General features: G+C 52.7%; 20 protein-coding genes and 1 pseudogene. 13 read left to right on the top strand and 8 right to left on the bottom strand.

The window, feature by feature from the left end:
• Positions 1–21 precede the first annotated feature (21 nt).
• Positions 22–1,764 (top strand): hypothetical protein, encoded by a 1,743-nt coding sequence (locus AXA67_06270; protein ID KXJ41147.1) that lies wholly within the window; start codon positions 22–24, stop codon positions 1,762–1,764.
• 94 nt (positions 1,765–1,858) lie between these two features.
• Here the strand turns inward: AXA67_06270 and AXA67_06265 are convergent, their stop codons facing one another.
• The 5 genes from AXA67_06265 to AXA67_06245 all read right to left on the bottom strand — a co-directional run bounded on the left by AXA67_06265 (position 1,859) and on the right by AXA67_06245 (position 8,288).
• Positions 1,859–2,149 (bottom strand): MerR family transcriptional regulator, encoded by a 291-nt coding sequence (locus tag AXA67_06265; protein KXJ41146.1) that lies wholly within the window; start codon positions 2,147–2,149, stop codon positions 1,859–1,861.
• Between the two features lie 3 nt (positions 2,150–2,152).
• Positions 2,153–3,100 carry a cytochrome C biogenesis protein gene (locus tag AXA67_06260; protein ID KXJ41145.1) on the bottom strand — a complete coding sequence of 316 codons (948 nt, stop codon included), beginning with the start codon at positions 3,098–3,100 and terminating at the stop codon, positions 2,153–2,155.
• Between the two features lie 120 nt (positions 3,101–3,220).
• Positions 3,221–6,277, bottom strand: coding sequence for a hypothetical protein (locus tag AXA67_06255; protein ID KXJ41144.1), 3,057 nt, complete (start codon positions 6,275–6,277; stop codon positions 3,221–3,223).
• Positions 6,274–8,052, bottom strand: coding sequence for a hypothetical protein (locus AXA67_06250; protein ID KXJ41143.1), 1,779 nt, complete (start codon positions 8,050–8,052; stop codon positions 6,274–6,276). Before AXA67_06250 ends, AXA67_06255 begins: the two co-directional genes overlap by 4 nt.
• Positions 8,049–8,288, bottom strand: a complete 240-nt coding sequence (locus tag AXA67_06245) for a hypothetical protein (GenBank protein KXJ41142.1) — start codon at positions 8,286–8,288, stop codon at positions 8,049–8,051. Before AXA67_06245 ends, AXA67_06250 begins: the two co-directional genes overlap by 4 nt.
• Before the next feature lie 147 nt (positions 8,289–8,435).
• Between AXA67_06245 and AXA67_06240 the strand changes: the two genes are divergently transcribed.
• Both AXA67_06240 and cca read left to right on the top strand, forming a co-directional pair.
• Positions 8,436–9,128 carry a hypothetical protein gene (locus tag AXA67_06240; GenBank protein ID KXJ41232.1) on the top strand — a complete coding sequence of 231 codons (693 nt, stop codon included), beginning with the start codon at positions 8,436–8,438 and terminating at the stop codon, positions 9,126–9,128.
• 5 nt (positions 9,129–9,133) lie between these two features.
• Positions 9,134–10,372: a multifunctional CCA tRNA nucleotidyl transferase/2'3'-cyclic phosphodiesterase/2'nucleotidase/phosphatase gene (gene cca / locus AXA67_06235; GenBank protein ID KXJ41231.1), complete on the top strand. Its 1,239-nt coding sequence runs from the start codon at positions 9,134–9,136 to the stop codon at positions 10,370–10,372.
• Between the two features lie 255 nt (positions 10,373–10,627).
• Here the strand turns inward: cca and AXA67_06230 are convergent, their stop codons facing one another.
• The 3 genes from AXA67_06230 to AXA67_06220 form a co-directional block, all read right to left on the bottom strand.
• Entirely contained in the window at positions 10,628–10,990 is a 363-nt protein-coding gene (locus AXA67_06230) for a hypothetical protein (protein KXJ41141.1), read from the bottom strand.
• Entirely contained in the window at positions 10,987–11,652 is a 666-nt protein-coding gene (locus tag AXA67_06225; protein KXJ41140.1) for a hypothetical protein, read from the bottom strand. Before AXA67_06225 ends, AXA67_06230 begins: the two co-directional genes overlap by 4 nt.
• A 113-nt stretch (positions 11,653–11,765) precedes the next feature.
• Positions 11,766–13,016, bottom strand: coding sequence for a magnesium/cobalt efflux protein (locus tag AXA67_06220; protein ID KXJ41139.1), 1,251 nt, complete (start codon positions 13,014–13,016; stop codon positions 11,766–11,768).
• Positions 13,017–13,268: 252 nt separating this feature from the next.
• Here AXA67_06220 and AXA67_06215 point away from each other — a divergent pair, with 252 nt between their 5' ends.
• From AXA67_06215 to AXA67_06170, 10 genes and pseudogenes are all read left to right on the top strand, one after another.
• On the top strand, positions 13,269–14,678 hold the full coding sequence (locus AXA67_06215) for a hypothetical protein (GenBank protein KXJ41138.1): 1,410 nt from the start codon (positions 13,269–13,271) through the stop codon (positions 14,676–14,678).
• Between the two features lie 91 nt (positions 14,679–14,769).
• The gene (locus AXA67_06210) at positions 14,770–15,996 is read left to right on the top strand and encodes a hypothetical protein (protein KXJ41137.1); all 1,227 of its coding nucleotides are present in this window, start codon (positions 14,770–14,772) and stop codon (positions 15,994–15,996) included.
• A gap of 29 nt (positions 15,997–16,025) precedes the next feature.
• Positions 16,026–17,366, top strand: coding sequence for a Fis family transcriptional regulator (locus AXA67_06205; protein KXJ41136.1), 1,341 nt, complete (start codon positions 16,026–16,028; stop codon positions 17,364–17,366).
• 91 nt (positions 17,367–17,457) lie between these two features.
• Positions 17,458–17,769 (top strand): flagellar hook-basal body protein FliE, encoded by a 312-nt coding sequence (locus tag AXA67_06200; protein KXJ41135.1) that lies wholly within the window; start codon positions 17,458–17,460, stop codon positions 17,767–17,769.
• Between the two features lie 279 nt (positions 17,770–18,048).
• A complete protein-coding gene (locus AXA67_06195; GenBank protein ID KXJ41230.1) occupies positions 18,049–19,668 on the top strand; it encodes a hypothetical protein in 1,620 nt (539 codons plus the stop codon).
• Complete coding sequence (locus AXA67_06190) at positions 19,661–20,659, top strand: flagellar motor switch protein FliG (GenBank protein ID KXJ41134.1); 999 nt, start codon at positions 19,661–19,663, stop codon at positions 20,657–20,659. The genes AXA67_06195 and AXA67_06190 overlap by 8 nt, the downstream gene beginning before the upstream one ends.
• A complete protein-coding gene (locus AXA67_06185) occupies positions 20,646–21,455 on the top strand; it encodes a hypothetical protein (protein ID KXJ41133.1) in 810 nt (269 codons plus the stop codon). Before AXA67_06190 ends, AXA67_06185 begins: the two co-directional genes overlap by 14 nt.
• A complete protein-coding gene (gene fliI / locus AXA67_06180) occupies positions 21,452–22,810 on the top strand; it encodes an EscN/YscN/HrcN family type III secretion system ATPase (GenBank protein ID KXJ41132.1) in 1,359 nt (452 codons plus the stop codon). Before AXA67_06185 ends, fliI begins: the two co-directional genes overlap by 4 nt.
• A complete protein-coding gene (locus AXA67_06175) occupies positions 22,807–23,247 on the top strand; it encodes a hypothetical protein (GenBank protein KXJ41131.1) in 441 nt (146 codons plus the stop codon). The genes fliI and AXA67_06175 overlap by 4 nt, the downstream gene beginning before the upstream one ends.
• Before the next feature lie 19 nt (positions 23,248–23,266).
• Positions 23,267–23,499: pseudogene (locus AXA67_06170) on the top strand (hypothetical protein).

Raw genomic sequence — 23,499 nt, 5'->3', positions numbered from 1 at the left:
TTCCCTAGGGGGTGAAACGCAATGAATTGGAACTCGGTAGGCATGCGCCTGGTATTGGTGGTCTTTGGATCGATTTTGTTGGTCAGTTCGGCATTGCTTTTGGCTTATGTCCGCCAGCAGCACGAAGCGGCCATCACAGCCGAAGCAAACAAGGCGCGCAGCGCATTACTCGCGGCAGAGGCAACCAGAGAACAAGTGGCGAAGCAGTGGCAAATGGGTATTTATACACCCCAGATGCTGCAGGAATTTGCTCAGTTGCCCAATCCTCAGGCGGGCAGGATGCGGATATTTTCAACCGTGCCTATCGTCGCCGCCTGGAATGTCATCCAGGCCAATCAGGAAGAGAACGGATTTGAGTTGAGAACGCCTCGCATCGGGGCCCGTAACCCCAAGCATGAGGCGGACGAATTGGAAGCCGAAGCCCTCAGATATTTTGCCGGTCATCCAGATGCCAGAGAATACCAGATCATTGACGAAGAGCAAAACACTCTGCGTTTCTTCAAACCGGTGCGGTTGGGGGAACAATGTATGGTATGCCACGGCGATCCCGCCAATTCCTATACTCTGTGGGGCCGGGAAGACGGCAAGGATATCCTGGGCTATCCCATGGAAGGGAAAAAGGTAGGAGACCTGCACGGCGCATTTGAAATTGTGACCCCGTTGAAAAACGCCGAGGCGCTGATCTGGGCCAATGTCGGCAAAGCCTTTGGCTTGATGGCCGGGGCGGCATTTCTGGTGGCGCTGGTGTTATATTTTGCGGCCAAGAAAATAGTCGCCGATCCTTTGACGGATCTGGGATTGAGGCTCCAGGACATCGCTAGCGGCGAAGGGGATTTGACCGCCCGCCTGAAAATAGATGGCAAAACTGAATTTGCCTGGATTGCCCATAGTTTCAACCAATTTGTCAAAAAAATCCGCAATACAGCATTATCTATTCGCGACTCAGTGCATTCTCTCAATGAAGAAACCCGCAACTTGACCGAACTGGCCAATAAAACCGAAAAATGCTGCGACGGCCAACGGGAGGAGATTGTCCAAACTGTCTCCACCATGCAGCAAATGGCGGCCTCGGTTCAGGAAATCGCCCAAAATACCACCCGCGCGGCGGAAGCTTCCCAAGAGGCCGATGCCCAGGCTCAATCCGGTAAAGGCGTGGTTTCCGGTGCCATTGACAAGATCAATGGCCTGTCAGTGGAAGTGGAAAAGGCGGCGGGTGTGCTCAAAGAACTGGAAAACGATAGTGACAGCATTGGCGAGGTGCTGAAAATCATTGGCGATATTGCCGATCAAACCAATCTGTTGGCGCTCAATGCCGCCATCGAGGCGGCCCGCGCCGGGGAACAAGGGCGTGGGTTCGCGGTGGTGGCGGAAGAAGTGCGTACCCTGGCCAGCCGGACCCAGGAATCCACCGCTGAAATCCAGCAAACCATCGAACGCTTGAGAAACCGCGCCAGTCAAGCGGTGGAAGTGATCAACCGCAGCAAGGAGCACGCCCAAGTCAGTGCCACAGAGGCGAACGCCGCCAACGAGGCGCTGGAAAACATTACCGCCATGGTGGAAACCATCAGGGAAATGAATACCCAAATCGCCAGCGCGGTGGAAGAACAAAGCATGGTCAGTGAAGAGGTGAACCACAATGTGGTGCGAGTAAATGAATCCATAGACCACACCTTCGAACAAATCCAGGGAACCCGCGAGGCGATTGAAGGCTTACAATCGGAATCAGAAAAACTGGAAGCTGTCGTAGGGCAGTTCCGAACCTGACCTGGTTTTCGTTTTCAATTCTTATCAGACCTCCTTTTTGCCCCCGCCTAGGCGGGGGTTTTTTCTTATGGGTTATCCTATTAGCATACCCATCTTATCTCCGCCGCAGAGCCTGTAGTTCCTCCAACAGGTCCAAAGCCAAGGCCGCGCCTGCGGGATTGATGCCCAGATCCCGTTCCAGCCGCAGGGCTGCCTTGAGCCGTTGGAAAGCAATGGCGTCAAACAGCCAATCTTGAGGCTGGTTGCCCTGGATTTCCACGACCCCTTCATTGACCAATTCGATGACTGTCTCGGCGCTGACATCGCATAAATGGCAGACTTCCACCAGGGTGAGGCGGAAATGCTCATCCAGCACCACGCCTGAGACAATGCGTTCTTGATTCATACCCTAACCTCCCATCGCTGCCCGTGGATTCATGGGCATCACTTTGGCCATCTCTTCATACAGTTTTTTCGCCTCCGGCGTATCGGCCGGCGGGGTGACGATTTTCAACACCACATATTGATCGCCGGGCGGTTTCCCTGGAAGCCCTTTGCCTTTGAGGCGGAGTTTTTTACCGGTTTGGGAACCGGGGGGGATTTTCAGTTCCACTTTGCCTTCCAGCGTCGGAACCGCCACTTTGGCGCCCAACGCCGCTTCCCAAGGGGTGATGGGCAAATCGAGAATGAGATCCTTGCCCTCTACCTTGAACCAGCGGTGGGGCTTGAAATGGACTTCCAGATACAAATCCCCATTGGGACCGCCGCCCATCCCTGGGGCGCCCTGGCCGGCCAAGCGAATCTTTTGCCCTTCCTGAATCCCTTTGGGGATTTTGACTTGCAAGCGCTTGGCTTTCTCCACCAACCGTCCCGTAGCCGGATCCACCTCCGGAATACTCAGGGAAATGGTTTGGGTGGTGCCGCGGAAGGCGTCTTCAAGATCGATGTAAACTTTAGCGTGCAAATCTTCTCCCCTCATGCGGAATCCACCCCGGCCGCTCCCCGTGCGGAATCTTCCCTGGCCGAAGAGCGCTTCAAAAAATTCGCTGAAGCCGCCAGTGCCGGTTTCAGTATAACCACCGCCGCCGAAACCAAATTCTTTTTCCCAATCCGGCGGCGGCTGATAACTTTGCCCCTGTTGCCACTGACTGCCGAACTGGTCGTAGGCTTTGCGTTTTTCCGGGTCTTTGAGGACTTCGTAAGCTTCCGCTACTTCCTTGAATTTGGCCTCGGCGTCGGGCTCCTTGCTGACATCCGGATGATATTTGCGCGCCAGCTTGCGGTAGGCGCGCTTGATCTCATCCTGGGTGGCGGTTTTGGAAACTCCGAGAATTTGATAATAATCTTTAAAATCCATGGATGTTTATATGCCCTCGCTGGAAAATAATACGGTTTTGTCGCCAATAAAGCGCACGGTAATGCTTTTAGTGCGAATCAATTTGTTTTTTATAAGTTCTCCCGAATAAATATGGCCACATTAGTCAGTTTCAAGGGTATAAAACACATCCAGGCTTTGACTGGCGCCGGATTGGGCTTCCAGGGCAATGTGTTTGCTCACCCGGTAGCGCAGCAGAGCAGCCCCCTGGCCATTGAACAAATGAAAAGCATACCCCACGTAAAGATCGGGTGTCAGGTATTTTCCCAGAGTCAGGGCCGTTTGTTCGCGGGTAGCGCCGGTTTTGACCTTGATTTCATCCAGCCCCAGCCGTTTCAGCCAGGGACGCGCCAGACTGGTGCCCAAGGATAATGCGGCGTTGGCAATCATGGTTTTTTCATCACTGTCGGATTTTTCAAATGAACGTCCTGTCAGGAGATAGGCCAGGGCTTCGGTTTTTGGTAAAGGTGGTTGACTGGTCACCGTCAATACCGGCTTTGTCAAAGGTCCGCTGACGCGGAGAGTAACCGTTACACCTTCGCTGTCGATTTTCCGCACTGCGCTCAAATCCAGGTAGGGGTTGTCCACGGGGCCGTTGAATATCAACTTGCCAGTGGCAATGTCGATTTCCTGGCCAAATGCCTTGTATTTTCCTTCCTTTAAATGAATCACCCCATGGGCGGTAGTCTGGGCGTCACGGCTGCGAATGTTGAGATTTCCGGTAAGTTTGGTTTTCATGCCATAGCCTTTGAAACGAACTTCGTTACCCAGTTCGAGCCGGACTTGGCTTGTGAGGGTGAAGGGAATGGAACGTTTGGGTTTTTCTTTGCCGATAATGATTTCGTCTTCGGAGACTGCCACTGCCTCCGGAGGCAGCTCCTTGATCTTCAATTTTGCTTTGGGAAGGGTGACTTTGCCTTGCAGGCGCCCGTGATGCTTTTTGAAGAGAAAAGTCAGGTCGGGAGAGGCCAGAACTTTGGCTTGGGGCAAGCGGGCGACTTCAAACGCCTTACCTTTCAGGGACAAAGACATGGCCGGAGAGTCGGAAAGAGGTTCCAGCCAACCGCGGATTTTTACCCAGCCATCACCGGATTGACAACGGCCGGCAATGATAAACCGGCGGCCGTCGCGGTTAATGGCGCTCAAATTCAATTTTTGTAAATGGATCCCAGCGGCTCTGATCCGAGCAGCGCCATTGGCGACATGGAGTTCGCCTGTCATCAAAGGGTTTTCCAAAGTGCCCGAGAGCCGGGTTTCCATGGAGAACCGGCCTTTCGGTTGATCCAGTTGCGGTATCCACGGTGCCAGGCGGGAAATGTCTGGAATGTTGATCTCGACTTTACCCGCCAATTGTGCAGGCGCGGTATTGAAATCCAGCGAAACGGCCGCATTAAATTTGCCGTGTTCGGGGAACGCCATGCGTTTCCCGTTGCTGGCCCGGAAGCTCAATGAGTCGATCTGCCCTCGCCAGCGGCGATCCAGGTAATCGCCCTGGAGGTGCGTGTGAATGCGCCCTTGGGGCACGTTGGCATCCAGAGTCAATGTGTGGTTGGGGAAGTTGCCCTGGGCTTTTGCATTCAATTGCCGGATGATTTGGCCGTCCAGCTTCAAATGCCGCAGGCGCAAGTGGGCGTGGGAAGCAGGGTCTTGGGGAGAGAAACTGACTTTGAGGGTGATGGCGCGCAGCCGGTTGTTCTGCCAGCGGAGTTTTCTGCCACGGGCGGTCAATTGGATATGGGGTTCGTTGATGGGGCCCACCAAGCGGCCTTGGGCATATAGTTGTCCTTGCAGGGTTGGCCAGGCACCGGAGAGATCCTTGCCGTCGAGTTTAAAATTCAGATTGAGTTGATCTCCCAGTTGCCCGTTTAAGTGCAGCCGGTTATTGCCGCTTTTGATATTCAATGCTTGAAATTGCCATTGATCTTTGCGGTAAATTACCCGGCCCACGGCTTCAACAGGCTGGTCCCGCAGCTTTCCCTTTAATTGATCGATAGCGATTGCCACTGCCATTCCTTTGTCAGACAGACTACCTTTGCTGTGGCTGACGAAATCCACCTGGCCGGGCCAGTCTGGGGCGACTTTTTCCGGGTTGATTTGTTTGCCTTTTATCGCCAGATCCCAGTGAATGTCAGGTTGCCAGGCCAGGTTTCCTTGCAGATTGATTTGTCCTTCCAGGGTATGGATCAAAGCGTTGCCTATCTGGAAATTTTTCAGGGAACCTTTGCCCTTCAGTTGCAATCGCCCCGATGGCAGGGAACGGCCGTTGAATTGGCCTGTCAGGACAAGGGAATAGGTATCCAAATTGCCGTGAATACGATAGTTTCCGCGGGTACTTTGAAAATCCGGGCGATTGGGCGGCCAGCGCAGGTTTTGCCAATGGCCCTTGAGATTGGCCCGGATGGGTTGTTCCAGCGGGTTTAGGCTGCCTTCCGTGGTAATCATGAAGGGGTCGGTCAGCTGGTGGTGAATGGTTAATCCCTTCAAAGTGCCGTCGAAACTACCCTGGCCATGAAACGCGATTGGCGGTTGCTCTGGTTCGGATAATCGATAATGCCAGTCAATCGTTGCGCTAAGGGGATAGTCTTGTGTCAGTGTCACTTGACCCCGCAGGGTGGCGGATAGAGGCGGCATCACCAGTCTCATTTGTTGAACGGTCAGGGTTTGTTCGGCGGCCTCTGCCTTTACTTCCAGCCTTTGGATGGCGATGGTTTCTTCCCCTTGCTGGATGACCGCATCCTGTAAATGCAGTTGTTTGATTTTAATGGCCGCGGGCAACTGGATTTCCGGGAGGTTGACGGGTGTGGGTGATTGGGTCTGAGTAGAGGCCGGGCCTTGATAGTGAAGACCGGTGACGGTCAGAGCTTCAAATGTTAATTGTTTATCGGTTAAATCCCAAGGCTGCCAAGCCAGGATCAGGTGAGCGATACGTAGTTGATGAGGATGAGATTCATAGGCCAGATTTTGGATCTCCAGACGTTTCAGCAAGGTTCCCTGAATAGGGCCTGTTTTCAACTCTCCAGGCAGCCAACGGGCGGTATTTTCAATCAGCCAGCGGCTGCCTTTTTCCGTGGCGGCCAATCCTAAAATCCCTGCGATTAAAAACAGCGGCAGAAAAATCAATAGAAACAGGAGGGTGAGGATGACGCCTTTCAGCTTCATAACGCCGGCCCCATGGAAATATGTAATCGTATCCCCAGGTTATGAGGGTCGACCGGGGTGGCAAGATCCAGGCGAATCGGGCCTACTGGAGAATACCACCGAATGCCAGCGCCAGCGCCAATTTTGATGGGTTCCTGAAAGGAATTAAAGGCATTTCCCGCATCCACAAAGATGGCCGCGCCCCAATTTTCCAAAAACAATTGTTCATATTCCAGGCTGGCCACGGCCAAATGCCGGCCGCCAATTACCTCGCCTTCACTGTCTTTGGGTCCCAGCTTTTTATAGCCATAGCCCCGGATACTATTGTCGCCACCGGCAAAATAGCGGTGACTGGTAGGCAGGTTTGGAAATCGATCCACCCAAGTGGTGGCCGCTTCCAGGCGGGTAATAATCCTTCCCCGCCAGGGTAGCTGACGAATCCACTTGCCATAAGTGCGGGCTTGCAGAAAGATGACGGGATCGCCGAATAAAGGCACGCCCCCTTTGACCTTGATATCCAGCTTCCATCCCTGTTTGGGGCGCAAGGGGTCATCGGCGTGGACTCTGGTCCATTCAATGGCGGGAAGGGCCAACAGGGATTCCTGGGTTTGGTCGCCGGTCTGGGATTTTTCATAACGCAAGTCTACACCAAAGGTTTCGGTCCATTTTTGCCGGGGATGAATGAACTGGATGCCCAAACTGCCTTGGTCAGAGGTTTGGGTGTCGGTATCCTCGTGGAGGAAACCTGAGCGGACAGTAAGGGTCTCGTGCAGGGGATCATCCCAGGGAATTTGATATTGACTGCTGAATTCCGAGCGCACGGGGGAATACCGAAGCCTGAGGTTCAAGCGATGGCCATGGTGGTTCAAATACCGGTTTTCGTACCCGAGACTGACCCGGGGACCCGTATTGGTATCAAAGCCCGCGCCGATTTTGAAAAAATGGTGTTTGCGGGGAAATAACCGGATTTGTATCGGGACTCGGTATTCCCTTGTCTGTTCATGTAAGGGCTGGATCTCCACTTCAGCGAAATAACCGCTGCCTGCCAGGGATTGATAGACCTGTGTCAGGCGATCGCCTTCATAAGGCGCATCCGGTTTCAGGTTTACATATTTATTGATGAATTCAGGATCCAGGATGTCTTGCTGAATCTTTAGCTGACCAAAATGATAACGGCGCCCTGAGTCAAAATGAAGCACGATATCGGCCTGGTGACGGGACAAATCCACTCGTAGTTCCCGGCGCGAAAAACGGGCGTCGAAATACCCCCTTTGATTGGCCATATCCAACAAGCGATTTTTCAATGCTTCGTATGCGCCATGGTTCAAGGGATCGCCAGGTTGCAAAGGGAGTTTTGTCATAAATGCCTGGAACACAGGATCATTTTCAGCTTCGCCCTGAATTCGCAGATCAATTTGACGGATGATTACCCTGGGGCCCGGCTGAATTTTAAAGGTGGCGCGCCAGCATGTTTCGGTGAATTCAAAGTGGCTTTCGACAGCCGGTTCATAGTAGCCCAGTGCCCGCAGGGCGCGTCGGATCTCCTTGTCCGCGTGGGTGAAGGCCTCATTCACTTGCCACCGGGGAGAATCACAACTTTCTTCAAAAAGTGACAGTTGGGCTTTGATATTGGTCTTCAGCGCGCCTTCAACGCCTTGCAGGTGGATTTGTGGTTTGGGTTGCCCTGGAGACAAGGATGGGTAGAGGATTGCCAATTTCAATAATATCAATAAGAAAACAAAAAAAGGTTTCAATCCTGAACAAGCTGAAAGCGGGTGAAAAATGCCGGTTCTCATTCCCCGGAGGAGGAATCGGCTTGCGAGTTACCTGAAAGATAGTCTTCGACGATGCGGCGGGCGGCGGCTGCGTCCTCATCTTCTACCCAAAGGGACGCCAGGCCGGAAATGGGCAACTCGCCAATACCGCCTTGCAGGTAGTAACCATTTAACGCGGTTTTGATGCCGCATTGTTCCAGCAGTCCTTTGACAATGCTGGCTTCAAGAATATCGTTTGCTTCAAAGATACGTTGCATTCTTTCTCCACGGGCAGTAACCGCAAGCCCGTCCAATTCTTAGTAGAAGATATGGGCGGTACAGTTCATAATCATGGCAAGTATTTTAATGAGGAAAGGGAAGGCAAGGTGAAAAAGTTAACGGTTTGTTTATGGTTTTGGCTTTTTATGGTGCTGGCGGGTTGCAGTACCTACAAAGACCGGGTGGCGCCGGTGCCGCTGCCAGCTTCACAGCCGCAATCGGTGCAAGTGGATGGGGTCTCCATTGCCGCCTACGCTTATCTTGATCCGGGCAGGGCGGAGGATTTGCTGGGGTTTGATGTGCGCGGATCGGGGTTAATACCCGTGCGCCTGGTATTGGATAATCAAAGTTCTAGTTCAGTCCAGATTGTGCCGCAGCAGACTTTTTTGGTGGATAATCAAGATCAGGCCTGGCCACTGTTGACTTCTGATCAGGCATACCGCCGAATCAAAGGGGAGGTGGAAATTGGCGAAACCTTTGCCAGTACCGGTAAAAAGGCCGTGCTATTGGGCGCGGTGGGCGCGGTGACAGGTTTTGCCATCGGGATTTTGTCCGGCGGCGATGTCGCTAAGAGTATCGGCAAAGGGGCTGCTGTAGGCGCCAGTATTGGCGCCATCATTGGAGGCGGGGAGCGCTATCAAGCCTTGGATAGTGAAATCCGCCGCGATTTGCGCCGCCGGTCCTTACGCAACCACGTTATTCCACCGGGCGCTTTGGCCTACGGTTATTTGTTCTTTCCTGGCACCAAAGCAGAGGCCAAATCCGCCAAGTTTCTGAGGCTGGGGTTGAAGATTGGCGGGCAACTCAAAGTGGTGACAGTCCCCCTGCCAAGCAGATAATGACTGTGAAAGCTTATCTTGTCGGCGGTGCTGTCCGGGATCAGCTGCTCGGCTTGCCGGTTAAAGAACGTGACTGGGTGGTGGTGGGAGAAACGCCAGAAGCCATGGAGAAACGCGGCTTTAAAAGAGTGGGAAAGGATTTTCCTGTCTTTCTGCACCCGGTTACCCATGAGGAATATGCATTGGCCCGTACCGAGCGCAAGGTGGCGCCCGGTCACCGGGGGTTTGTGGTACATGCGGCACCTGATGTTACCCTGGAAGAAGATCTAAAGCGGCGCGATTTGACCATCAACGCCATGGCCATGGATGAGTCGGGGCGTTTGATTGATCCCTATGGCGGCGCCCAAGACTTGGAAAAGCGGATTCTTCGTCATGTTTCTCCGGCTTTTTCCGAAGATCCTCTGCGGATTTTACGGGTAGCCCGTTTCGTCGCCCGCTATGGCCAACTAGGTTTCAAGGTCGCCGGCGAAACCATGCAATTGATGCGGCAAATGGTGGAGGCGGGGGAGGTGGATGCTTTGACGCCGGAGCGGGTTTGGCAGGAGTTGGTAAAAGCTTTGGCCGAAGCGACCCCCGAAAAGTTTTTTGAGGTATTGCGCAAATGTGGCGCCAACGTTCGCTTGTTTCCGGAGATCGAACGCCTCTATGGCGTGCCTCAGCCGGTGGAGTATCATCCGGAAATCGATACCGGTATCCATACCATGATGACATTGACGCAAGCGGCAAAGCTTTCGAAAGACACCGTTACGCGCTTTGCCGCCCTGACGCATGATTTGGGTAAAGGGCTCACTCCTCCGGAAGCCTGGCCCCGTCATCAAAATCATGAAGTGCTCGGGTTGCAGGCATTAAAGGCATTATGCGGCCGGCTCAAAGCCCCCCGGCGTTATTTTCGCCTGGCGCAGAAAGTCATGCGCTATCACACCCACTGTCACCGGGTTTTCGAGCTTCGCCCCGCCACCATAGTGGATGTGTTATCCCGTCTGGAAACCCTCAAGCCAAAAAACGATTTCGAGCCGTTTTTACTGGCTTGCATGGCGGACGCCAGAGGGCGCACCGGATTGGAAGATGAACCTTATCCCCAGGCGCAATGGTGGCGAAAGCTGCGCGATGCCGCGCTGGCTGTGGAAGCCGATGTTTTGCTGGAAAAAGGATTGCGCGGCGCGGCACTGGGCGCTGAATTACGGGTGGCGAGAATTAAGGCCGTGGCGGCATGTAAGCGCCAGATGATGATGGAACACAAATAAAATCTAGGCTCATGTTACGCACGTTCATTCCGTATTATCCTCCCCCTCCCCAACCCTCCCCCGCTTGCGGGGGAGGGGGCAAGGGTGGATTCCCTGACCCTCCCGTGCCTGCAAGTAAGGGAATATGGACTGTTTTCTAGCTTCCATCTATAACGATGGGAGTGGCGGAAAACCAAGCATTGACTCCCCTCTCCCTGTGGGAGAGGGGCCGGGGGAGAGGGCATTCCGGGCAAGTGCGTAACATCAGATCTAGGTTTAGGGATTTTCCTGATAGAGGGCGTTGAGATCCCGTTCCAGTTGTTTGTAATGGCCCAGGTTTAGTTCAATCAAACGCCGTAGCAAGCTAATGCTTTGTAAATCAATGTAACGGCATTGAAATCCCGCCCGCTCATCCTGACAGTGTACCAGCATTACTTGCATTTGAATTTCGTTGCCGGGATTCAAAGGGATTTGCAATTCGTACAGGTGCTTTGCTTGTGGCTGGAATGATTCCGGCAGTTGTATAAGGCAACCCTTTAAAGACAAGTCAATGATCTCACAAGTGTGTTGATCCTCATGGCCGACAATTCTGGCTGGGGCCCGGTATAAAATCCGGGAAAAACGCCGTTTGTTTTTCATGGGCCAGGTTGCTCTGAGCTGGAGATTGAAAATGGCATGGTGAAGAGCATTTTGTGTTTGTCGATTTCCAGCTTGTCACCATGGGAAAGAGGTAAGGTTTGCTCTCCCAAAATGGCGCCATTGATTTTGATTTTTCCCCCGCCTTCGAGGGAGGAAAGAAAATAGCCTTCTTTACGGCGGGCGATCACGGCTACCCCTTTGCCAGGTTTTCCAAGGCGGGTCAGGGCTTGTTTGAGAGGGATCAGACGGCCGATGTTTTTGCCGTTGAGAAGTTGTAAATTAGCATCGTTGGCAAGGGAATCCTTGAACAAGAGTTCCAGTTCGGGTTCCGGCTCCGATTCCGGTTCCAATACCGGGGAGTCGAGCACTTGTTCGTCACTGGCATAATCGATGGTGTATTTTCCCAGTTGGATAGTGTCGCCATGTTTTAAAAGGTGGCTGGAAATTTTCCGGTTGTTGACCTGGAGAGGGAAACGCTCGTCTTCTTGAAACAAGTGGGGGCCGTCGGAGTGCTCCAGGTCGATTATGGCGTGTTTGGGCGCAATGCCCAAATTGTCAATACGGATAGTATTATCGGCATCACTACCAATAGTAATAATGCCAGAATCGAAATGGTAGACCTGGATGGGCTGCCCTTTGAAGTTCAGGGTCAACTTCGGCATGAATGCCTCTTATTTATTTATGAGGTTGTTTGACAACAAAGTATAGAGCAGAAAATACAAAATTAAAGTATAGGATTGGTGTCAATACGCTTTTTGTGGATTGGTTCTTTAAATTAATGTTCCTTGAGGGGAAAAAACTTTACTTTTTTCACCGCATTGCCATCCATTTCTATGATTTCCACCCGAAAGCCGTTGAGTTTCAAGCTGGTTCCGGGGCTGGGTATGGTTTCCAAGTGTTCCATAATCAGCCCATTGAGCGTTTTGGGGCCTTTGGTTGGCAGATTCCAACCGGTGATGCGATTCAGGTCCCGAATGGAAATACTGCCATCCACCAGAAAGCTGCCATCGGGGAATTGTTGAACCCTGGCAGGACCGACAGTCAATTCTCCCACCAACTCTTGCATGATATCTTCTATAGTGACCAAACCTAATACATCACCGTACTCATCCACCACCAGGGCAAAACGTTTATTTTTTTGCCGGAAATCCGCCAACAGTTGATGTAAAGGGGTGTTTTCAGGAACAAAATAAATCTCTTCCAGTGATTCGCGAATTCGCTCTTTGGTCAACGCTTGGGTAGCGATATTAGGCAGTAGTTTCCGGATATGGAGAACGCCTATGACATTATCAATACTTTTCTTGTAAACCGGCAGGCGGGTATGGGGGCTGGTTTTGATTTGTTCGATAATGGTTTCGATCGGATCGTCCAGATTGATGCCGACAATTTCATGACGCGGCACCATGACGTCTTCCACCGTGGCGCTTTCCAAATCGAGAATACTCAGCAGCATATTATGGTAACGAAACGGCAGCCTGGCTCCAGCCTCGGCAACCACGGTCCTAAGTTCTTCCGTGGAAAGTAAAGTATCGGAAGGCCGCTTGATTTTTATACCAAACAGCCTGAGAAATAGATTGGCAAACAGGTTCACCAGCCAGACAAAGGGATACAGCAGCCGCAGCAGAGGCGGGATGATCCAGACCGCAAAAAAAGCCACTTTCTCCGGGTATGTGGCTGCCACGGTTTTTGGCGCCACCTCGGCAAATATCAGAATCACCAGGGTTAAAGCCCCCGCTGCGATGGCTATTCCAGCTTCTCCATAAAGACGCAGGGCAATGACCGTGGCCAGGGAGGAAGCGAGAATATTAACAAAATTATTGCCCAGCAGAATCAGGCCAATCAGCCGGTCAGGCCGTTCCAGCAGCTTTTGGGCGCGCATGGCGCTGCGGTGTTTTTGCTTGACCAAGTGTTGCAGCCGGTAACGGTTTAGCGCCATCAACGCCGTTTCCGAGCTGGAAAAAAAAGCAGACAATAAAATCAGCACGCCGAGGGCACTGAATAAAACGCTCAACGGAATATCGTTCAACGAAGGGGGGTGCTCCCTATTATTAGAATTACCATGATTTCTAAGGCTTGACGAAGGGGATGTCAAGTGGCCCGTGATTGAAATTTCTCCATGCCGTGGTGCTTTGGCGGTGAAACTAATGGCAAGATTTGAGAAAAGCGTTAAAAATTAAATAATTAAATGTGAAGGGAAGAAGGTGACAAAATTTTGACATCTTGAGTTTGGAGTGATTTACTTTATACGGCGTTTATTTCTCTTCATTATAGCCAATCCATGGAAAACCACCCGATTCTTCTCATCGAGAAAGATGAATTGCTCTTGAAACAAATTCGGGGCGCATTTGAATTTAGTGAGATAGCGGTTGTGGCCGTGCCCCCTTCAGAGATGAAAAGGGTATTCGAAAGTGGCAAAGCGTTCCGGGTCATCATTCTTGGGCAAGTCGACGAAGGCTTGGCTCAGTGCGTGCGCCGATTAAAGGATCAATTTGACCCTACCCCCATTCTGTACTTAAGCGCACATGGCCAAAACAGCGAATTACCTTCGATGGTAGAGGCTGAAATTTCGGCAGTGGTTGAGTGGCCAACGACTTATTCGGTTTTGAATGAATTGATTCACCGGGTCCTTAACGAACGCAAACAACAACGGGAAGGCAGATCGTTGGAATTATTCCGCAGTTTGACGGGTGAAAGCCCTGCCATTCAACGGACCCGGACATTAATCCAACAGGTGGCCAAGACCGAGGTAACGGTGTTGATTTTGGGGGAATCCGGTACCGGGAAAGAAGTCGTTGCCCGTAACCTCCATTACCATTCACCCCGGCGTAACAAGCCCTTCGTGCCTTTGAATTGTGGCGCCATCCCGGCGGAACTCTTGGAAAGTGAATTGTTCGGTCACGAGAAGGGAGCGTTTACCGGTGCCCTGAGCGCTCGCCAGGGCCGCTTTGAAATGGCCGAGGGCGGCACTTTGTTCCTCGATGAAATTGGCGACATGCCCATGGCCATGCAAGTCAAACTGTTGCGCGTTCTGCAAGAGCGCAGCTTTGAGCGGGTGGGCAGTAACAAAACCATTCATTGCGATGTGCGGGTGATCGCCGCCACCCATCGTGATCTGGAAGAAGAGATAAAGGCCAACCGCTTTCGCGAAGATTTATATTACCGCTTGAACGTTTTTCCCATTGAAATGCCTGCCTTGCGGGAAAGAAGCGAAGATATCCCGGCTTTGGTCGCGGATCTGATTGCCCGGATTGAAAATGAAAAGCGCGGTTCGGTGCGTCTGACGGCGGCGGCGCTGGAAATATTGAAACGTTACGACTGGCCCGGCAATGTCCGGGAGCTGGCTAACCTGATTGAGCGCCTGGCGGTGTTGTATCCCTATGGGGTAGTGGATGTTCAGAATTTGCCGGAGAAGATCCTCCACCGTGCGGGGATTGACCGGCAAGTCGCTCCGGTGAGTAAAAACCCCGTTGTTGCAATGTCTCAAGCGCCAGAACGTGGATTGCCCAATGAGGAGTTCGACCTCAAGGAACACTTAAGCACTTTGGAAAAGGATTTAATTCAAAGGGCCCTGGACGAATGTAACGGGGTGGCGGCTCACGCCGCCAAACGTTTGAAAATGCGCCGGACTACGCTGGTGGAAAAATTGCGCAAATACGGATTGCGTGGCGATGATGTGGCAAATTCTTGACGCGTCTTCTCTAAGTTACTGAAAAACCAGATGTAAATTTTTGGCATCACCTTTGCTACTTTCCATTTAAAATCAATGGAAAGGTATTCAGGTGGTGATCGATTCCAGGACTCTAGACAATCCCGAAAACCTCAAACAGGCCTTTGAGGTATTTAATCAGCTCTCCCAAACCCTGACCTATTCTTACCGTGCCTTGGAAAACCAAGTGGCCCGCCTCAGTGAGGAATTGGCCGCCGCCCGCAGCGCACGGCTGCAAACCCTGATGGAAAAAGAGAAGCTGGCTAATCAACTGCAACAGCTTCTTGAAGCCTTGCCTGGTGGGGTCATAGTCCTGGGCGGCAGTGGCCGGGTCATAGAATGTAACCCCGCCGCGATTGAACTGCTCGGAGAGCCGCTAATAGGGGAGCTGTGGGCGGAAGTTGCCAGCAGAAATTTTGTTTCCGGCATGGAAAATCCCCACCAGCGCCGTCTCAAGAACGGCAAGATCGTCAGTCTTTCTGCCCGTTCCCTGGGGGATGAGCCAGGGCAGATTCTGCTATTGGCCGATGTCAGTGAAATGCGGAAGTTACAGAATTTGGTCGATCAGCACCAGCGTCTTTCCGCCATGGGGGAAATGGTGGCCAGCATGGCCCATCAGGTCCGCACCCCCTTGTCGGCGGCAATTCTTTACGCTTCTCAATTGGATAATGCGCAGTTGGACGCTACGCGCCGGCGCCTCTTCACCGCCCGTATTCTCGAACGTCTTCATCATTTGGAACGTCAGGTGAATGACATGCTGGTGTTTGCCAGGGAAGGCCGGTTCGTGACTAGTCAGGTGAGCCTTGAAGAGCTGATTCAACAAATAAAAAACGTGTCACAACCGCTATTTACCGCCTCGAATACGGTGATTGAGTTTAACGATCCCGGTCAACCCATAACATTTCAGGGGAATACCGAGGCGCTGGTGGGGGTTTTTTTGAACTTGTTGACCAATGCCGTCCAGGCGACTGCCGGGCAAGGCCACATTGAGATGCGATGCCGGGTGGCAGACGATTCTATCTGCATCAGTGTGGTGGATAACGGGCCGGGGATGGATGAAGCGACCAAAGACAGAATTTTTGAGCCTTTTTTTACTACCCGCCCCAATGGCACGGGACTGGGGTTGGCGGTGGTGAGTAGCATCGTCAAAGCCCACGGCGGTTTTATCCAGTGTGAATCGGTGCCTGGTCAAGGCACTGCTTTTCACGTGCATTTGCCGCTTGCGTTAGAGGAAACCCCTTTCGCTGGCAGTTATTGCCGTGAGACGGCATCGCGGGGTGAACCAGAGGTGATGTCTTGAAATTATTTTTATATAGGGAGATAGAGTGAATGGCAGCTTATGACATTCTGATTGTCGAAGACGATCCAGCGTTGCGGGAAGCCCTGGAAGACACACTGTCCCTGGCGGGTTACCAGCTGATCCATGCTTCAGACGGAACCCAGGCTTTAGCCAGGCTGGAAAGTCATACCGTAAAGCTGGTCATCAGCGATATCAAAATGTCCCCCATGGATGGCGTGGCTTTGTTGAAAAAGATAAAGGCGGACTATCCCCATCTTCCCGTTTTGTTGATGACCGCCTATGGCACCATTGAGCAAGCGGTCAAGGCGATTCAAGCGGGTGCTTGCGATTATCTGGCCAAGCCGTTTGCCGCTGATTTGCTGGTAGACCAGGTAAAGCGTTATCTGGCGCTATCCACCCAGGTGCGGCCTGATGTGGTTGAATCTCCCGCCATGCGCCAGGTGTATCAACTGGCGGCGAGGGTTGCGGAAACCGATGCCACAGTGTTGATTTTAGGCGAGTCGGGAACCGGCAAGGAGGTCATCGCCCGCCATCTGCATCAATTGTCACCGCGCCGCCAGGGGCCGTTTGTGGCCATCAATTGCGCGGCCATCCCTGACCAAATGCTGGAAGCGGAGTTATTTGGCTACGAGAAAGGCGCGTTTACCGGCGCCAGCCAAACCACGCCAGGTAAATTTGAAATGGCCCAGGGCGGCACGTTGCTGCTGGATGAAATTTCGGAAATGAATCCCGCCCTTCAGGCGAAATTATTGCGCGTCATCCAGGAACGGGAAGTGGAGCGATTGGGTGGGCGCAAAACCTATGCCTTGGATGTGCGGATTTTGGCGACTTCCAATCGTAATTTGAAAGAAGAAGTCGCCGCCGGCAATTTTCGCGAAGACTTGTATTACCGGATCAATGTGTTTCCCTTGAATCTGCCGCCCCTTCGAAAACGCCGGGAAGATATCCCGGTCCTGGCAAAAGTACTGTTGGAGCGGCATGGTAGAGGCAAAAATTTGCCGCAATTGACTGATGCCGCCTTGAAAAAACTGCTTGCCTATCATTGGCCTGGCAATGTGCGGGAATTGGAAAACGTGATTCAGCGGGCGTTGATTTTGTGCCGTGAAGGAAGGATTACCCCGAGCGATCTGTTGTTTGATGAAGAGGAGACCCAGGTGGATTGTTTGCCGGAAATAGACGAAAAACCGTCAAAAATGCCAGCCAGACTGGAAGAAGGGGTGCGTAGCGTGGAGGAGAGAATTATCTTGACAACCCTGAAGGAGGAAAATGGCAGCCGGCAATCAACGGCCAAGCGTTTAGGCATAAGCCCCCGGACGCTCCGTTACAAAATTGCCAAGATGCGCGAAGCCGGGATTGCCGTGCCTGGTTAGGGCGGGATTCGGTTTTGGGGTTTTTTAAGAGGAACTGGTATGGAAAATGCATAAAATTTAGGCGGTAACGATTTTTTGACGGGGAATAGCAATGAGCCAAATGGATGTAAATGAAGTACTCGCCCAAATGCGGGTACTCCAGGGGCAAATCAAGCAAAAACCAGAGGGAGAGGCGCCCACGACGGATTTTGCTGATTTGCTCAAAAATTCCATCGAGACAGTGAACGAAACCCAAAAGCAGGCGGGTAATCTGGCCAAGGCATTTGAAGCCGGCGAATCGGAGGCCAGTTTGGCGGAAGTCATGGTGTCGTTGCAGAAAGCCAGTGTTTCTTTCCAGGCGATGGTGCAGGTGCGCAATAAGCTGGTGGAGGCCTATAAAGACATTATGAATATGCAAATGTAGCAGGGCTACGTCATTTATTTCCGCCCCTTCAATCAATCCTTCACGGGTTTAGATGATGTGGTTCTGACAGATACAGAGGTTAACTTGAATAATCCTTCACAACTAACAAGCCAATTCTCAAGGCGACTTTAATTCATGGAACTTGCGGAAACACAAAATAATCCAGAAGCAGACCAAAATACCCAATTGGTGCCCGCCGAAAATCAGACCTTGGCAGCAGCGGAATCCCAGGCAGAAGATCGGCCTGCTGAAATTCAGGTGCTAACCGTCTGGCAGGAAATGTCCTGGGGAAAGCGGTTTGGCGTGCTGGGGGCTTTGGCTTTTGCCTTGGCTTTAGGAATTGCCGTCATGTTGTGGGCTAATGCGCCGGAATATAAGCCCCTATTTCTTGATTTGAGCGAAAACCAGGCTGGGCAAGTGCTTGATGCTTTGGACAAGCTCAAAGCGGACTACAAAGTAGATACGCGCCGTGGTTCGATATTGGTGCCTGCGGAAGAAGTTCACGAACTGCGCTTGCGTCTGGCTGCCCAGGGGTTGCCTAAAAAGGAGGAAAATGGCTATGAAATTCTGGATAAAGATGCCGGTTTTGGTACCAGCCGTACCATGGAAAAAGCCCGCTTTCAACGGGCGCTGGAGGGAGAAATCGCCCGCTCGGTGATGACGCTGGAAGGGGTGAAGGCCGCCCGGGTACATCTGGCGCAACCCAAGCAATCGGTTTTTGTCAGGCAACGCAAGCCCCCCAGCGCTTCGGTATTAGTACAGTTGATGCCGGGATACGAGCTCACTCCGGGTCAAGTCAAGGCCATCGTTCATTTAGTGGCGTCCAGTGTCCCCAGATTGGAACCCGAGCGGGTGACCGTGGTGGATCAGTTGGGGCACCTGCTCAATTCGCCTGACAAGGAAAGCGAGGATCAGTCCCTGACGGAGAAACAATTTGAATACAAAAAACGGGTAGAGGACAGTCTGGTCCAGCGGATTGAGTCATTACTGGGGCCAGTGACTGGGCCAGACTCGCTGCGGGCCCAGGTTTCCGCGGACATTGACTTTACCGCGGTCGAACGTACCGAAGAGCTCTACAATCCGGATCTGCCAGCACTTCGCAGCGAACAACAAGAAGAACGAAAAGAAAGCCTGGAACGCGCCCAAGGGGTGCCCGGAGCGTTGACCAATCAGCCGCCAGCGGCGGGCAAGGCACCGGAAACCGCTACCGGTGGCGGCAATGAAGAAAACGGATCGCCTACCCAAACCCAGAAAAAACTTGTCCGCAATTATGAGCTGGATCGAACCCTCAGCCATATCCGCCAGTCCGTCGGTGATATCCGGCGGCTCACCGTTGCCGTTGCGGTGGACAATATCGAGGTGGTGCAAGAAGACGGTTCCGTGGTTTCCCGGCCCTATACCCCGGAAGAACTGAATGACCTGACCGCGCTGGTAAAGCAAGCCGTGGGTTACGATGCCACCCGCGGGGATCAGGTCACAGTGACCAATATGGCTTTCCGGGGCGTGCAGGAGATTTCGATTCCACCGCTTCCTATATGGCAACAAGCGTGGGTATGGCGTATAGGCAAGCAGGTTGCGGCCCTGTTGGTGGTGTTGCTGCTGATCTTCTTCATTTTGCGGCCCCTGGTGCGTTCGCTAATGCCGCCAAAACCGCCAGAATTGGAAGCCGAAGAAGAACAAGACAGCGAAGAAGGTGAGGAGATTGAAGGTGAAGCAGCGGTAGGAGAAGACGGCGAACCCTTGTCTTTGGAACAACAAAGTGAAGAATTGCTGATGTTGGAAGGCCCCCAAAGTTACGAAAAACGTCTGGCCTTCGTACGCCAGATGATTGAAGAAGAACCTGATCGGGTGGTGCAAGTCATCAAAAACTGGATAGCCGAGGAGCCCGCTAATGGATGAGGAGCTGACAGGAATTGATCGGGCTGGACTGTTGTTGCTGGCGGTGGGTCAGGAACCGGCGGCAAAAATCCTTCAATATTTGGAGCCCAAGGAAGTCCAGCTGTTGGGAATGGCCATGGCCGATGTCAAGAACATTCAGACCGAGACGGTTGAAGAGGTGATTGAGACGTTCCTGCAACATATCAGCAATCAAACCGCCATTGGCCTCAATTCCGATGATTATCTGCGCAATGTGCTGACAGCCGCATTGGGCGAAGACAAAGCCAGTTCCGTCATCGACCGTATTTTCCTCAGCCGTAATAGCCGCGGCATTGAGCAACTTAAATGGATGGAGCCCAGAGCGATTACCGAGCTTATCCGGCTCGAACATCCTCAGATTATCGCCATCATTTTATCCTTGCTCGATCCTCCGCAAGCATCTGCCGTGCTTGGTATGTTGCCGGAAAACATGCGGGGAGACATAGTCATGCGCATTGCAACCCTGGAGGCAGTGCAACCGGATGCTCTGAAGGAGCTTGATGCGATTATGGAACGGCAATTGACAGGTAACAGTAATTTGAAATCCTCCAACATTGGCGGCATTGAAAAAGCCGCTGAAATTCTCAATATGGTGGACAGCAGTGTGGAAGTTGGGGTGATGGAAACCCTGGAAGAGAGGTCGCCTGATATTGCTCAATTGATTCAAGACAAAATGTTTGTCTTTGATGATCTGGTGCAACTGGATGACCGGAGTATCCAAACGCTCCTGCGCGAAGTGTCCACCGACTCCCTATTATTAGCCTTGCGAGGCGCGGATGAAGCCTTGAAGGAAAAATTCTTCAACAATATGTCGCGGCGGGCGGCGGAAATGCTTCGCGATGACCTGGAAGCAGCGCCTCCTGCGAAGTTGAGCGAGGTGGAAGCGGCGCAAAAGGAAATTCTTTCCATTGCCCGGCGCTTGGCGGATGCGGGTGAGATTGCCTTAGGCGGTGGCGGTGATGAGCTCATCTAAGGAAAAATTTTCCAGCGAGGAATTGCAAAGTGTGGCGACCTGGACACCGCCTGAAATGGCCACCGAAAATTCTTTCGTACAAGCTTTGCAGCGTGACCTAAGCGGAGGCGTTGCCGAACCAGCCGAAGTGGAACCGGAACCTACCGCCGTGGTTACCGCTGAAGCGCTGGAAGAAGTCCAGAAGGAAGCCTATGCTGAAGCCGCCAAGGCCGGTCATGAAGCTGGCTACAAAGAAGGGTTCGATAAGGGTAACCAGGAAGGGTACAAAGAAGGGTATGACAAGGGATTTCAACAGGGGTATCGGGAAGGCAAGGAACAAGGCTTCTCAGAAGGCAAAACCGAAGCCATGGCGGAGCTGAAAGAGAAAGCCGTTCACTTGGATAACATTCTGAGCCTGCTAAGCGAACCGCTGCGGCAACTGGATGAGCAGGTGGAACAGGAGCTGGTTACGCTGGCGATGACGGTTGCCAGGCAACTTGTCCGCAGGGAATTAAAGACCGATCCCGGTCAGATTATTGCTGTGGTCCGAGAGACTTTGGCGCTGCTGCCGGTAACCCAGCGCAAAGCCACATTGACCATGCATCCAGAAGATGCGGAGCTGGTACGCTCGGCCCTGCACTTAGATGAGATTTCCGTGCCCTGGAAGATTGTGGAAGAGCCTTTAATCAGCCGCGGAGGCTGCAAGATTGAAACCGATGTGTCACGGATTGACGCGACGGTTGAGACCAGATTGGCGGCAGTGATTGCCACCGCTCTGGGTGGAGACCGGGGCGCGGATCAAGGAAAATCTAAATGAGCACGGTGCCCGAGTTTGACCGTTCCCAGCAGTGGATAAAGCGGCTCAAACCTTATCAGCAAAGATTGTCCAATCCTCCTTCATTGGTGGTGGAAGGCAAATTGTCACGGATGGTGGGGTTGACCCTGGAAGCAGTAGGATGCCAGGCCCCCGTGGGCGGACGTTGCTGGGTGGAGACCGCTTACCGGGAACGGATTGAAGCAGAAGTAGTGGGTTTTGCCGGCGAGCAACTCTATTTGATGCCGGTAGGGGATATTTACGGTCTTGAACCCAACTGCCGGGTAATCCCAAGTGGTCAACCCAGTGTGGCCCGAGTAGGTGCTGGTTTGCTGGGACGGGTGCTGGATGGCGCAGGTCACCCGTTGGATGGCAAGGGGCCGCTGCAATTTGAAACAGTCCAACCCTTACAGGGTAAACCCCTGAATCCATTGTTGCGACAACCTGTCGCCGAGCCCTTGGATGTGGGTGTCAGGGCGATAAATGCCTTGCTGACCGTAGGTCGGGGGCAGAGATTGGGCTTGTTTGCCGGCACGGGCGTGGGCAAAAGCGTGTTGTTGGGAATGATGACCCGTTTTACTTCCGCCGATGTAGTGGTGGTCGGGTTGATTGGAGAACGGGGCCGGGAGGTGAACGATTTCGTCCAGAAGATTCTGGGGCCTAAGGGGCTATCCAAGGCTGTGGTAGTGGCCACGCCTGCCGACCAGCCGCCTCTGATGCGCATGCACGGTGCGTTGATGGCCACTTCCATTGCCGAGTATTTCCGGGATCAGGGCAAGGATGTATTACTACTGATGGACTCTTTGACCCGCTATGCCCAGGCCCAGCGTGAAATCGCCCTGGCCATTGATGAACCACCCGCCACCAAGGGTTATCCGCCATCGGTGTTTGCAAAGCTGCCGCGACTGGTGGAGCGGGCCGGCTGTGGCGAAGTGGGCACCGGTTCCATTACCGCTTTTTACACGGTGCTTGCGGAAGGCGATGATACCAACGACCCCATCGCCGACGCCGCCCGGGGCGTATTGGATGGTCATATTGTCTTGTCGCGGGAACTGGCCGAGGCCGGCCATTATCCGGCGATTGACATTGAGGCATCCATCAGCCGGGTAATGGCGGATATTTGTTCCCAGTCTCATATAGAAGCCGCCCGCCAGCTTAAAAAACAGTTTTCCCTGTATCAGCGCAACCGGGATCTGATTACCTTGGGTGCCTATCAGGCCGGTTCCGATCCGAAAATTGACGAGGCCATTGGGAATCACCCCAAAATTACGGATTTTTTGCAGCAAAACATGCATGAAGCGGTAACGCTGGAAGAAAGTATCAGTGGCTTGGAGCGGTTGTTTTCCAATAATCCATGAAACGGCTGAAACGTTTAAAACCAGTAGAGGAATTTACCGCCGGGAAAGAATCCGCCGCCGCCAAGGTTTTAAATGAGCTGTCTGGAAAAATTCAGGCCGCCCAGCACCAACTTCAGGAATTACAGCGCTTCCGAGAACAGTATGCCGCCCAGTTTCATCAGCAAAATCGACTCGTCAGCGGTTTACAGATAAAAGAGTATCAGGCTTTTTTGGCAAAACTGGGTAGTGGGATAAAGGCGCAAGAAGAAAAATTGTCCCAATTGCGGCAAGAATTTGCCGCCGCCCGGCAGCATTGGCAGGAAGCCTATTGCCGCCATAAAGGCATCCAAAAGGTTCGTGATAATTTGCAGCGTCGTTCCAGAATACTGACAGAGCAAGCCTTGCAGCGGGAAATGGATGATTTGGCAGGCCGTAAAAAGCGAAGCCGGTCCAAATAAGGGCACAGGAATTGCTTAAATGTTTATTACGGAACTGATGTTGCGCACGGTCATTCCAAAGCGGCACTCAAACGACGGGGGCGGTCTGGTAGGGAATCCTGGCGTTGGCGACATGGTACCCCCTCCCCAATCCTCCCCCGGTTGCGGGGGAGGGAGCGGGGACTATGCTTTGAATCCCCTTGTATATTGTATCCACCATGAAGAACTTGATTTGGTCCGGTGCGATAGTTCGATGGCCCTCTGGGAAGCAGA

The sequence above is a fragment of the Methylothermaceae bacteria B42 genome (assembly GCA_001566965.1).
Lineage (GTDB): Bacteria > Pseudomonadota > Gammaproteobacteria > Methylococcales > Methylothermaceae > Methylohalobius.
This window is presented reverse-complemented; position numbering and strand designations above follow the sequence as displayed.